Annotated in this window: 11 protein-coding genes; 10 read left to right on the top strand and 1 reads right to left on the bottom strand. The window is 64.6% G+C overall.

Annotated elements, in window-relative coordinates:
* Positions 1-3: 3 nt before the first annotated feature.
* The gene (locus GSH16_RS02925) at positions 4-855 is read right to left on the bottom strand and encodes an aldo/keto reductase (protein WP_160851698.1); all 852 of its coding nucleotides are present in this window, start codon (positions 853-855) and stop codon (positions 4-6) included.
* Positions 856-1,193: 338 nt separating this feature from the next.
* On the opposite strand from GSH16_RS02925, the gene GSH16_RS02920 reads away from it, so the two are divergent.
* The 10 genes from GSH16_RS02920 (at position 1,194) to GSH16_RS02875 (ending at position 13,006) form a co-directional block, all read left to right on the top strand.
* Entirely contained in the window at positions 1,194-2,213 is a 1,020-nt protein-coding gene (locus GSH16_RS02920) for a sugar ABC transporter substrate-binding protein (protein WP_160851695.1), read from the top strand.
* Between the two features lie 114 nt (positions 2,214-2,327).
* Entirely contained in the window at positions 2,328-3,854 is a 1,527-nt protein-coding gene (locus GSH16_RS02915) for a sugar ABC transporter ATP-binding protein (protein ID WP_205523945.1), read from the top strand.
* A complete protein-coding gene (locus GSH16_RS02910) occupies positions 3,851-4,876 on the top strand; it encodes an ABC transporter permease (protein ID WP_160851693.1) in 1,026 nt (341 codons plus the stop codon). The genes GSH16_RS02915 and GSH16_RS02910 overlap by 4 nt, the downstream gene beginning before the upstream one ends.
* Positions 4,877-4,881: 5 nt before the next feature.
* Entirely contained in the window at positions 4,882-5,916 is a 1,035-nt protein-coding gene (locus GSH16_RS02905; protein ID WP_160851691.1) for an ABC transporter permease, read from the top strand.
* The gene (locus GSH16_RS02900; protein ID WP_160851689.1) at positions 5,913-6,884 is read left to right on the top strand and encodes a sugar-binding transcriptional regulator; all 972 of its coding nucleotides are present in this window, start codon (positions 5,913-5,915) and stop codon (positions 6,882-6,884) included. Before GSH16_RS02905 ends, GSH16_RS02900 begins: the two co-directional genes overlap by 4 nt.
* Positions 6,877-7,884 (top strand): aldo/keto reductase, encoded by a 1,008-nt coding sequence (locus GSH16_RS02895; protein ID WP_160851687.1) that lies wholly within the window; start codon positions 6,877-6,879, stop codon positions 7,882-7,884. Before GSH16_RS02900 ends, GSH16_RS02895 begins: the two co-directional genes overlap by 8 nt.
* A gap of 59 nt (positions 7,885-7,943) precedes the next feature.
* Positions 7,944-9,656, top strand: a complete 1,713-nt coding sequence (locus tag GSH16_RS02890; RefSeq protein WP_160851685.1) for a glycerol-3-phosphate dehydrogenase/oxidase — start codon at positions 7,944-7,946, stop codon at positions 9,654-9,656.
* Positions 9,647-10,489 (top strand): class I fructose-bisphosphate aldolase, encoded by an 843-nt coding sequence (locus GSH16_RS02885; protein ID WP_160851683.1) that lies wholly within the window; start codon positions 9,647-9,649, stop codon positions 10,487-10,489. Before GSH16_RS02890 ends, GSH16_RS02885 begins: the two co-directional genes overlap by 10 nt.
* A complete protein-coding gene (locus GSH16_RS02880) occupies positions 10,482-11,999 on the top strand; it encodes an FGGY-family carbohydrate kinase (protein WP_328803146.1) in 1,518 nt (505 codons plus the stop codon). Before GSH16_RS02885 ends, GSH16_RS02880 begins: the two co-directional genes overlap by 8 nt.
* Positions 11,996-13,006, top strand: coding sequence for a zinc-binding alcohol dehydrogenase family protein (locus GSH16_RS02875; RefSeq protein WP_205523944.1), 1,011 nt, complete (start codon positions 11,996-11,998; stop codon positions 13,004-13,006). The genes GSH16_RS02880 and GSH16_RS02875 overlap by 4 nt, the downstream gene beginning before the upstream one ends.
* Position 13,007 lies beyond the last annotated feature (1 nt).

The following is a 13,007-nucleotide window of genomic DNA, read 5'->3' as shown; positions in this document are numbered from 1 at the left end:
CGCTCAGCTTTTCGTCGGCAGGGCGACGGGGCCAAGCTCCTGCGGGTGCGGCCCGATCCGGCCCTCCGCGCCCTTGTCGAGCGTCGCGATCCGGTCCATGTCGTCCGCATCGAGTTCAAAGCCGAAAATATCGCGGTTGGCGGCGATGTTCGCGGGCGTTTTCGAGCGCGGAATGGCGACGAGCCCCTGTTGCAGATGCCAGCGCAGGATCACCTTGGCCGCCGTCACGCCATGTTTCGCGGCAATGTCGGTCAGGATCGGGTCCTGCATCATGTGACCCTGTCCCAGCGGGCTCCAGCTCTCGATCGCGATCCCGTTGTCGCGGTGGAAGTCGCGCACGTCGCGCTGCTGGAAATTGGGGTGGAGCTCGATCTGGTTGAGGCTCGGCGCAACGCCGGTCTCGCCGATCAGGCGCGTCAAATGCTCGGGCTCGAAATTGGACACGCCGATCGAGCGGATCCGGCCCTCGTCGCGCAAACGGATCATCGCCTTCCAGCTGTCGACATAGAGGTCTTCCATCGGCACCGGCCAATGGATGAGGTAGAGGTCGAGCGTCTCGAACCCCAGCCGCTCCATCGTCGCGTCGAAATTTTCCAGCGCGCGGTCATAACCGTGCCGGTCGTTCCAGAGCTTCGAGGTGACGAACAACTGGTCGCGCGGGACGCCACAGTCGCGCAGATAGGCGCCGAGCGAGGCTTCGTTCAGATAGGCATGGGCCGTGTCGAAATGCCGGTAGCCCTCCTCCAATGCGCAGCCGATCACGTCGGGCACGCGGTTGTCGGGCAGTTGCCAGGTCCCGAATCCGAGCGCCGGAATGTCGACACCATCGTTCAGCCGGATCGTCGGAATGCGCATCTCTCTACACCATATGTTATAAAGATATAATCTTTAATCTGTATAGCTCGAGCCAACGACAAAGCCAAGCAGATTAGTGGCGGCATCTCTAAGTTATTGAAGTATATGCATTCGTGATCGAAATCTCCCCGCGCTTGAGAGATCGACGCCGTATATGCTGCTTTCCGATTGCTGCCAGAACCGCATGAAATATATTTCAATTATTGACATATAAATCGATTCGCGTGAGCCTCTTTCGTGCGACGCAAGAAATCACGACTCAGGTCATGTCCCTTCTTGTGATGCCAAAAGCGCGCAGGCGAGGAGGCCTGCCGGTCCAGAACAGTGGAGGAAACAACATGCGGACCCAGGGAGTGAAACGGCTGCTGGCAGGGGCGATTGCCTCGACAGCGCTTGTAGCGGGCACGGTCGCGATGGCGGATGACGGCAAGCGGATTGCCTTCTTCGTATCGGACCTGTCCAACGTGTTCCATCAGTCGCAGGCGGCCGAGGCCGAACGCTACGCGAAGGAAAAATACGGGGCCGAGGTCGTCGTCTTCGACGGGCAGGCCGATTCTGCGGTGATGACCCAGAATGTCGACCAGATCATCGCGGGCGGCTTCGACGCGGCCACGCTGCATATCTGGGACGCCGAGGCGGCGACGCCGGGCGTCACTGATGCGCTGAACGAGGGGATCGTGATGACCTCCTTCTTCAGCCCGATCACCGAAACGGGTATCCCGACCGCGCGCAGCGACGAGGCGGCCGTGTCTTTCGAGATGGGTGCCCAGATGGCCAAGGCCTGGAAAGAGGCGCATCCCGACAAGCCGATCGTGATGGTGCAGCTTGGCTGGCCCAACCACACGGAAGTCAATTCCGGCCGCACCGCCCCCTTCGTCGAGGGTGTGCTCTCGGTCGATCCGGATGCGGAAAATCTCGGCGCGCTCGATTCCAGCGCCGGCCAGGAAGCAGCCAAGCAGATCATCGTCGACCTGCTGACCCAGCGCCCGGAAGTGAACCTGATCTATTCCGAAGCGTCGAACCTGACGGTTGGCACCATGGCCGGCCTGTCGCAGCTCGGCCGCGGCAAGTTCGAGGATGGCAAGCCGCTGACCGAGATCGTCGCCAGCGTCGATTTCGACGCGGTGGAGTACGAGCAGGTCTTTGATCCCAATTCGAGCCTGAAAGTCTCCATGGGTCTGCCGCCGGTGGAAACCGCGCAGGGGCGCATCGATCTGATCATGGATGTTGTCGACGGCAAGGTCGCCCCGTCCAATGATCCGGCCGAGGAGTTCTTCTACAAGGCCTACACCATCTCCTACTGGTCGATGGAGCAGGACGAGGCGAAGGCCTGGCTCGAGCAGCAGTTCGGCAGCTAAGCTGGACACGGCAACCGGTCCGGCGGTGACAGTGGCAGTCTAGCCGCAACACCGCCGGGCCAACCGGGACTCCGCGCGCGGCACCGCGCTGCGCCACCGAAGGATCAGGGATCCATGCAAGAGACACCGATCTTGGACAGCGACGGGGCCGCACCTGTCCTGCGCGTCGACAGCCTGACACGGGACTATCCGGGCGTCCGCGCGGTCGACACAGTGAGCTTCGACATCGCTCCGGGAACCGTCCATTGCCTTGTGGGCGAGAACGGCGCCGGCAAATCGACGCTGGTCAAGATGCTGACCGGCGCACTGGAGCCGACGAGCGGCACGATGCAGGTTCTGGGCCGCGACTATGCGCCGGCCAACCCGCAGGAGGCCCGAGACGGCGGCCTCGCAACGTTATTCCAGGAATTGCACGTGGTGGAGGAACTCACGGTTCAGGAGAACCTGACGCTCGGGATGGAGCAGAGCCGCTTCGGCTTCCTCGTATCGAGCGACCTCGACCGCCGGGTGGTGGAGACGTTGAAGGCGATCGAGCCCTCCATCGACCCCAAAGCCCGCGTCTCGGCGCTCAGCGTCGCCCAGAAACAGATCGTGGAGATCGCCCGCGCGGCCTCATCCGGGGCCAGCATCATCATCATGGACGAACCCACCGCCGCCCTGTCGGAGCGTGAAGTGGAACGGCTCTTCGGCGTGATCCGGCGGCTCAAGGCGTCCGGCGTGACGGTGATCTACATTTCCCACAAGCTCGACGAGATTTTCCAGCTGGGCGACATGGTGACAGTGCTGCGCGACGGCAAGCATATCGCCACACAGCCGCTCTCGGAGGTGGACGGCCGGTCGGAGCTGATCGAGATGATGATCGGCCGGACGGTCTTTCAGACCTACGAGCCGCGCACGGCCGTGACCGACGAGGTGATGCTGTCGGCCGAGGGGTTGAGCAACAGGCTCCTGAAAGACGTGTCATTCGCGATCCGCAAGGGCGAGATCGTCGGTTTCTACGGCCTGATCGGCGCCGGCAAGACCGAGATCGCCCGTGCCATTTTCGGCGCCGACCGTGTCTCTGGGGAGATCCGCTTCAAGGGCGCGCCGGTTGCGGCGTCCCCGAAAAAGGCGCTTGCGGCCGGCATTGCGCTCGTGCCCGAGGAACGGCGCACGCAGGGGCTCTTCACCAGCCTGTCGATCCGCGAAAACATCCCCGTCATGAACCTGCGCAACATGTCGGAGGCCGGGCTCTACCGGTCGGGGCTGGAGCGCGACGCGGCGGACGACTACGTCCGCCGGCTCAACATCGCGACCAGTTCGATCGACAAGCACACGGAAAAGCTGTCGGGCGGCAACCAGCAGAAGGTCGTCTTTGCGAAATGCCTCTTCTCCGAGGCGGACCTGCTGCTTCTCGACGAACCGACGCGGGGTGTCGATGTCGGCGCCAAGACCGAGATCTATGACATCATCCGCGACCTCGCCGATGCCGGCAAGGCGGTGGCTGTCTTCTCCTCGGAACTGGAGGAGGTTCTGGGCATCTGCGACCGGGTGTTCCTGCTCTTCGACGGCGCGGTGCAGGAAGAGATCACGAACGGACCGGATGTAGACATTGCCCATATTCTCAACGTCGTCACAGGTGGTCAGGGAGCGGTCCAATGATGAGCGAAACCGTGCCCCGCCCCGCACCCCACACGCGCCGTCGGATGAGCGACGAGAGCTTCATCACGCTGCTTGTCGCGGGTGTCGCGGTGGGGCTGTTCCTCTTTGCATCGCTGATGGTCCCGAACTTCTTTCAGGTCCAGAACATGATCAATCTGGTGACCAACAACTGGGCGGTGATCTCGCTCGGCATTGGCGTCACCTTCCTGCTCGTGTCGGGCAATTTCGACCTGTCGGTAGGCGGCATCGTGGCCCTGTCGGGCGTCTTGTCGGTTTGGTTCGCGCAGGCCGCGGGCGACGGAAACCCGCTCTCGGTCGGGCTCGGGCTGCCCTATCCGCTGGCACTGGCCTGTGCGCTGGCCGGTGCGATGGCGATCGGCGCGCTCAATGCGCTCTTCGTCGTGCGCTTCGGCATCCCGTCGATCATTGTCACGCTCGGCACGATGATGGTGGCCCGCGGCATCGCGCAGGTCATCACCCACGGATCGCAGCGCAACACCAACCTGCCTCCGGAGTTCGGCTATCTTGGCAATCTGAGCATGTTCGGCACATCCGTGAAATTCGCGGTGGTGCTGATGGCGGTCCTGCTGCTCGTCGCGGTCTTCATCGAGAAGCGCATGGTCTTCGGCCGGATCACCTATTGGATCGGCACCAACCCGGTCGCAGCCACCCTGTCAGGGATCGACCGCGGCTGGCACATCACCAAGCTCTACCTGTTCAGTTCGGCCATCGCCGGGATCGTGGGCATCCTGCTCGCCTCGGAATTCAAGTCGGGCTATTCCAACCGCGGCACGCTGATGGAGTTCGACGCTCTGGTGATCGCGCTCCTCGGCGGGGTGGCGATTGCGGGCGGGTTCGGATCGGTCATCGGCATGTTCTTCGGGGCGATCATTCTCGCGGTCGTTACATCGGCTGCGACCGGTCTCGTCCTGTCGCCCGACTGGCAATATATCCTGAAGGCCATTGCCGTTTTCCTTGCCATCGTGGCGCAAACCTGGGCGCTTGCCCGCAGGAACCGGTGAGGCCCATGTCGGACATCCAGACCAGCACCCACGCCCAAACGGGCCTTCTGCCGAAGGTCGGGGCCTTCCTGCGGGACTATTACATCTACTTCGTGCTCGTTGCGGTGGTCCTGCTCCTCAGCACGGCCAATCTCGACAAGTTCGACCTGTTCGAGCGGGGGAATTTCCTCAACAAGAACAACATCATCAACATCTTGCGTGTCTCCGCGCCGATCCTCGTGATCGCGGGTGCATTCACCATGCTGATGATCTCGGGCTATATCGACCTGTCGGTGGGCAGCGCGATGAGCCTCAGCGCGGTCGTCTATGCGTTGCTGGCGATCAACGGCGTGCCATTCCTGCTCGCCTTCGTGCTGACGGTCGTCGTCGGCATCGGGCTCGGCGCGATCAACGGGTTCCTTGTCGTGCGGCTGAAGATCACGCCGGTCATCGCAACGCTGATCACGCTCAGCCTCTACAAGGGTGTGGCGCTCTTGCTGGTCGAGGATGGTGTCTCGGCGATCAAGTCGGGCGGCGGATTGAAGATGCCGGGCTGGTTCAACGGCTATGGCCGTTCGGGGATCTTCCTCGGGCTGCCCGCGGCCTTCTGGGTGGCCATCGCCGTCACGATTGCCTTCGTCGTGATCCAGCGCCGCGGCGTGCTCGGCAAACATGCGGCGGCCACGGGCGGCAACCCGACCGCAGCGAAACTGAGCGGCATCAATACGGGCCGCGTGGTGTTCCTGCTCTATATCCTTGTCGGCGTCACAGCCGCGCTCGCGGGGATCGCCCGGTCGAGCTTTATGTCGCTCGGCGACCCGCTCTCGGGCGACGGGATGGAACTGACCGCGATCCTGGTCGTGCTACTCGGCGGCACCGCCTTCAGTGGCGGCGAGGGGCGGGTCCTGCGGTCGTTCGTGGGGGCACTCATCATCATGGCCCTGACGGTCGGCATGCTGACGCTGGTGCCCGCCTATTACCAGACGCTTGTCATCGGCGCCGCGCTCCTGGCCGCGGCGGCCTCCAACCATGTCATCACCCGGAAAGGCCGAGCAGAATGAGCGCCGCCATGCTGACACCCGAACAGACGTTGCTGATCGCCAAGGTGCTGAAACTGCACTATGAGGAAGGCCATCCGCAGTCCGAGATCGCCAAGGACCTGCGCCTGTCGACCGCCAAGGTGAACCGCCTGATCAAGCAGGGGCGCGACCTCGGGATGGTGCAGATCACGATCAAGACCCCGCTCATGCGGCTCTTCGATCTCGAAGCCCGTCTGACCGAACGCTGGAAACTGCACAATTGCATCGTGCTGCCCGCCGTGACCGGAAGCCCCGAGACGACGCTCAACGAGGTCGGGCGCGGCGCGGCGAGCCTGCTGCTCGACAATCTGCGCGACGGCGACCAGATCGCGATCTCCGGCGGCAAGACGCTGAGCGCGATCATCGCCAACGTGGCGCCGAACCGGACCTATGACGTGAATGTCGTTCCCGCCACCGGCGGGGTGCAGGGGCATCACTATACCGATGTGAACCATATCGCGACCGAGTTGGCGAACCGGCTGTCGGCCCGCGCCACGCTCATCCACGCGCCGCTGCACGCGGAATCGCCCAAGGAGAGGGACATGGTCATGTCGGTCAAATCCGTCCAGTCTGTGATGGACCAGGCCGGGCAGGCGGCGGTCGCGCTGGTGGGCGTCGGCGCCGTGGCGGGCGAGAACCCGACCTATTACGAGGCGCATCCGGTTTCCGCGAGCGAACGCAAGGCGCTCTATGACGGCGGGGTGCGGGGCGAGTTCCTCGGCCATCTGATCGAGGCAGACGGGGCGCTCTCTGCCCACCCGTTCAACTCCCGTCTGGTGGCCCTGTCGCCCGCGCGGTTGAAAAATGTGCCCGTGGCAATCGGTGTCGCCTCGGGACGGGAGAAAGTCGAGCCGATCCGCGCCGTTCTGAACGGCGGCTATATCAACGCGCTCGTCACCGACGAAAACACCGCTACAGCGATTTTGGAGAAGGAACCCGAAGATGCTTGAGACCGTGCGTGACACGCAGTTGAAACGCCCGATCGGCCGGTCGGGGATCGAGGCGACGGCGGTCGGGCTCGGAACCTGGGCGATCGGCGGCTGGATGTGGGGCGGGACCGACGAGGCCGCGTCGATCCGCGCGATCCATGCTGCCATCGATGCCGGCATCACGCTCATCGACACGGCGCCGGCCTATGGTCAGGGACTGGCCGAGGAGATCGTCGGCAAGGCGCTCAAAGGCCGCCGCGACAAGGTCGTGCTGGCCACCAAATGCGGACTGGTCTGGCACACGCAGAAGGGCAACCATTTCTTCGATTGCGATATCGGACCGGTGCACCGCTATCTCGGCCGCGACGGGATCATCCACGAGGTGGAGGAGAGCCTGAAGCGGCTCGGCACCGACGTGATCGATCATTATATCACCCACTGGCAGGACCCGACCACGCCCATCGCCGAGACGATGGAGACGCTGTTGATGTTGAAGGATCAGGGCAAGATCCGCTCGATCGGAGCGAGCAATACGGCGCCCGACGAGGTGCGCGCCTATCTGGCCGCGGGCCAGCTCGATGCGGTGCAGGAGGAATATTCGATGGTCAAGCGCGACCTCGAAGCCGAGATGCTGCCGCTCTGCCGTGAAAACGGTGTGTCGGTGCTGAGCTATTCCTCGCTCGCGCTGGGGCTTCTGAGCGGCAAGATGGGGCCGGAGCGCAGATTCGAAGGCGACGACCTGCGCAAGGACAATCCGCGCTTCTCGCTGTCCAACCGTGAGAAGGTCGCGCGCCTCATGGCGGCGATCACGCCGGTTGCCAGCGCGCATGACGCCTCGCCATCGCAGATCGTGATTGCCTGGACGCTGCAACAGCCCGGCATCACTTTCTCGCTCTGCGGCGCCCGCAACGAACAGCAAGCCATCGAGAATGCCCGCGCAGGCTGTCTGCGCCTGTCCAAGGAGGAGATCGCGGCGATTGACAGCGCCGCCGCCACGCATCTGACCGACCTCGACGGCTAGACCCCGTCCCGACCGACCTTTCAACGCCACCGGACCGCGATCCGGTGAACAGGAGCCCTATGTCTGACACGCGACAGGACAGGATTGACCGGATCGACGCCGATGGTGCGTTCGACGTCGTCGTCGTGGGCGGTGGCGTCAACGGGATCGGGGTCTATCGCGATCTGGCGCTGCAGGGTCTGCGGGTGCTTCTGGTGGAGCGCAACGATTTCAGCTCCGGGTGCAGCGCCGCGCCGTCGCGGATGATCCATGGCGGGCTGCGCTATCTTGAAAATGGCGAGTTCGATCTGGTGCGCGAGTCGCTTGGCGAACGTGACGCGCTGCTGCGCAACGCGGCCCATATGGTGCGGCCTCTGCCGACCGTGATCCCCGTCGCGAGCTATTTTTCCGGTCTGCTCAATGCGCCTGCCACCTTCTTCGGCTGGACCGACCGGCCTTCGGCGCGCGGGGCGGTGCCGATCAAATTCGGCCTCGCGCTTTATGACTGGGTGACGCGGAAGCGGCGGATGCTGCCGCCGCACCGGTTCCTGTCAGCCGCCAAGGCACGGGCCCGCTGGCCGGAACTGACCCGCGACCTGCGGCTCGCGGCGATCTACCACGATGCGTGGATCTCGCATCCCGAGCGGCTCTGCATCGAGATGGTGCAGGATATGGAGACGGCCGCGCCGGATTGTGTCGCGCTCAACTATGCCGAACTGCAACCCGACGGGGCGGGATACATGCTCCTTGACCGGCAGACCGGCAACCGCCTCGCGCTGCAACCGCGCGCCATTGTCAACGCCACCGGCGCCTGGCTCGATGCGACCCGCGCGGCGCTGGGCGCGCCCGAGGGCGACCGGATGGTGTCCGGCACCAAGGGCTCGCACCTCATCCTCGACAATCCGGCGCTGCACGACGCGCTCGCCGGCCATATGGTCTATTTCGAGAATGCGGACGGGCGTGTCTGCATCGTCTTTCCCTATCTGGGGCGCGTGCTGGCAGGATCGACTGATATCAGGGTCCGCGATGCCAGCCGTGTGCGCTGCGAGCCCGAAGAACTGGACTATATCCTCGACAGTCTGCGCCTGATCTTCCCCGGCCTGCCGATCGACGCCGGACAGGTCGTCTTCAGTTTCAGCGGCATCCGTCCTCTTCCCAAGAGCGACCATGATTTCACCGGCCGGATTTCACGCGGGCACTATACGCGCAAGCTCGACGGTCCGGTGCCGCAATTCTGCATGGTGGGCGGGAAGTGGACGACCTTCCGGGCCTTCGCCGAACAGACGTCCGATGAGGTGTTGGCCACGCTTGGCCGCGATCGTCTGGTCTCGACACGCGACCGCGCCATCGGCGGCGGAGCGGGCTATAACGGGGATACCGAAGCGCATCTGGCAGAAACCGGAACGCCGCCCGCGCGGGCCGCGGCGCTCGTCGCCCGCTATGGCGCGCGCGCCGGACAGGTTCGGAATTTCTGCGCGAGTATGCCCGACGACGCCCCGCTTGCGCCGGACTGTGCCTACACAGAGGCCGAAATCGTCTGGCTGATCCGCCACGAATTTGTCGAGTCCCTGTCGGATATCATCCTGCGCCGCACCGACCTTGCGATCACGGGCGCGGTCTCGGCAGAGATCATCGCCCGAGCAGGTGCCATACTGGCGCGGGAACGCGGGATTTCGCCGTCTGACCTGGCGGCCCAGTCGGAGACGCTGATCGGCGATCTGGAGACATATCACGGAGTGTCGCGCGACACTCTCAACGACCGCAACAAGGAACGGAGATTGCAGTGCGTGTAAGTTCGAAAGCCCGGATGAACCGGATGTTCACCAACGGCGGATGCCTCGACGTGGCGGTCGATCACGGGGTCTGCAACGAGCCGAGCTTCATGGTCGGGCTGGAGGATATGGCCGCGGTGATGGACACGCTGATCGGCGCGAAACCGGACGCGATCCAATGTGCCTACGGTCAGGCCGATCTGCTGCAGAGCCGCCCCGAGAAGGACAAGCCCGCGCTCGTCATGCGGATCGATATGGGCAACCCCTACAATGACCAGCGCCACCGCGAGATGTGGTCGATGTTGCAGAACCATGACGAACCGATCATCGGTGCGCTGGAAATGGATGCGGCCGCGGTTGTGGTCAACCTCTTCATGTTGCCCGACGAGCCGGAACTGTTCCGCCAGTGCGTGGAAAACATCAGCCGCGTGCGTGATGCCTGCCAGCGCTATGGCATGCCGCTCATGATCGAACCGCTTGTGATGCTGCCCAACGAGGTCCGCGGCGGCTATCAGGTGGACGGCAATGCGGAGAAGATCGTGACCCTGGTGCGGCTCGCCAGCGAGATGGGCGCCGACATTATCAAAGCCGACCCGACGGAAAATCCGGAGGATTTCAACCGTGTGATCGAGGCGGCCCGCGTGCCGGTGCTCGTGCGCGGCGGCGGCAAGGAAGACCTGAAGACCGTGCTTCAAAAATCCGCGGCCCTGATGGCACAGGGCGCCAAGGGCATGGTCTACGGGCGCAACATCTACCAGCATGACAATCCCAAGGCGGTCGTTGCCGCGCTCATGGCGATGATCCATGACGGTGCGGATGGCGAGGAAGCCTGGGACATTTACAACCGTGTCTGAGGCCGGCGCATATTTCCTTGGCCTCGACGCGGGCAACACGGTCATAAAGGCGGTGCTGTTCGACGGAGAGGGGCGGCAGGTGGCGCGCCACGGGCTCGACGGCCAGTCCGCGACGCCTGCACCGGGCCATGTGGAACGCGACCTGAACGAGCTCTGGGCGAATGCGGGCACGGCGATCCGGTCCTGCATCGCCGCTGCCGGTGTCGATCCGGCACAGATCAGGGCGGTCGGGTGCGCGGGCCACGGGAACGGGCTCTACCTGCTCGACCGGGCCGGTGCGCCGCTTGCGGGGATCCAGTCGCTCGATACGCGGGCCGCCGGACTGGCGGCGGAACTTGTCGCAGACGCAGGCGACGCGCTGCACGCGATCTGCCTGCAAAAGCCCTGGCCCGCGCAGACGCCGAACCTGCTCGCCTGGATCAAGCGCAACCGGCCCGAGGTCTACGCACAGGCCGGCACGCTCCTTCTGTGCAAGGATTTCATCACCTACAGACTGACCGGCGAGCGGGTGAGCGACCTTTCGGATATGTCAGGCTGCGGACTGCTTCAGATGGCTGACGCGACCTATGACGATGCGTTGCTCGACCTCTACGGCCTGTCGGATGCTTCCGCACTTTTGCCGCGTCTTGTCGCACCGCACGAGATCGCGGGCACCGTGACGACGGAGGCGGCGGAGGCCACCGGGCTCGCCGCCGGCACGCCGGTGATCGGCGGCTATTTCGACGTGGTGGCCAGTGCGCTCGGCTCGGGCGTGGTCCGGCCGGGCGAAGCGTCGGTCATTGCCGGCACCTGGAGCATCAACCAGGTCTTTTCCGACACTGCCGTTCGCGACCCGTCCATGTTCATGGTGTCGGCCTTTGCGCCGGACCGGTTCGTCAACATCGAGGCAAGCGCGACCTCGGCCGCCAATCTCGAATGGTATGTGCGCGAACTGGTCGAGCGCGGCGGCCATCACGATGATCCGTTCGGCCAGTGCAACAAAGCGGTCGGCGAAGTCACGCCGCGCCATGACGACCCGATCTTCCACCCGTTCCTCTACGGCTCGGGGGAGGATGCGGGCTTTCGCGCGGGCTTCTACGGGCTGGCGGGCTGGCACGGCGAGGGACATCTGTTGCGCGCAGTGTTCGAGGGCGTGATGTTCGAGCACCGCCGCCATATCGATGTGCTGCGCGGAGCCGGGCTTGCCTTCGATCGTGCGATCCTGTCCGGCGGCGGCTCGCGCAGCCCGCACTGGCCGCAGATCTTCGCCGACGGGCTGGATGTCCCGATCTCGGTGGCCGAGGCTCAGGAAACCGGCGCGCTGGGCGCAGCCATCGGCGCCGCCGTCGCGACGGGCCATGTCGCGGGCTACGAGGACGGGGTCGCGCGGATGACACGGCAGAAGACACATCACCAGCCCGATCCCGCGATGCGGGACCATTATGACCGGCGCTTTGATGCCTATCGTGCAACGACCGAGGCAATGCGGGGCATCTGGGCGCGCCTGCAATCTCAAGGAGCAGCGCCATGAAAGCTGTCGGGTTCCTTTCCTCCAAGCCGGTCAGCGACCCGGACTGTCTGCAGGTGTTCGATCTGCCGGAACCGGACCTCCGGCCGACCGATCTGCGCGTCGCGGTCGAGGCCGTTTCGGTCAATCCGGCAGATGCCAAGGTCCGCCAGCGCACCGCGCCCGATGCCCCGCTCGACGCGCCGCGCATCCTCGGGTTCGATGCGGTCGGCATCGTGGAGGCGGTCGGCGCCGACGTGACCGGTTTCCGGACAGGCGACCGCGTCTGGTATGCGGGCGACGCGAGCCGTCAGGGCAGCAACGCCGAATTGCAGGCCGTGGACCACCGGATCGCAGCGCTTGCGCCGACATCCGTTTCCCCCGAAGCCGCGGCATCCCTGCCGCTTGTGTCGCTCACCGCGTGGGAGATGCTTTTTGACAGGTTGCAGGTGCCGACCGGAAACAGGCCGGGCACGCTTCTCGTCATCGGCGGGGCCGGCGGGGTCGGGTCGATCACGCTGCAGCTTGCACGGCGCCTGACCTGCCTCGATCTGGTGGCCACGGCCTCGCGCAAGGAGAGTGCCGACTGGTGCCGGGAGATGGGCGCCCATGCCACCGTCGATCACCGCGACCTCTTAGCGGCCTATCGCGCATCGGGCCGGAACTATGCCGGGTTCATTGCCCAATATGCGGACCTGTCGCAGCATTGGGCGGCCATGTGCGAGCTTGTCGCCCCGCAGGGCCGGATCGGCACGATTGTGGAGACGCCCGACAGGATCGATATCTCCGCGCTTCAGGCGAAATCCGCTGCACTGATGTGGGAGCTGATGTTCACCCGCTCGGCATTCGGGACGCCGGACATGGCCGAACAGGGGCGTATCCTGTTCCGCGTCGCGCGGCTCGTCGACGACGGGGTCATCCGCACGATCGACACGGACCTGCGTCATGGTCTGACAGCGGAAACATTCCGGGCAGCGCACGAGACGGTCGAAATCGGCGCCATGATCGGTAAGCTGGTCGTGAAATACTGAA

This window comes from Oceanomicrobium pacificus, from assembly GCF_009833495.1.
Classification (GTDB): Bacteria; Pseudomonadota; Alphaproteobacteria; order Rhodobacterales; family Rhodobacteraceae; genus Oceanomicrobium; species Oceanomicrobium pacificus.
Note: the sequence above shows the minus strand (reverse complement) of the source record. Positions and strands in the feature narration are given on the sequence as shown.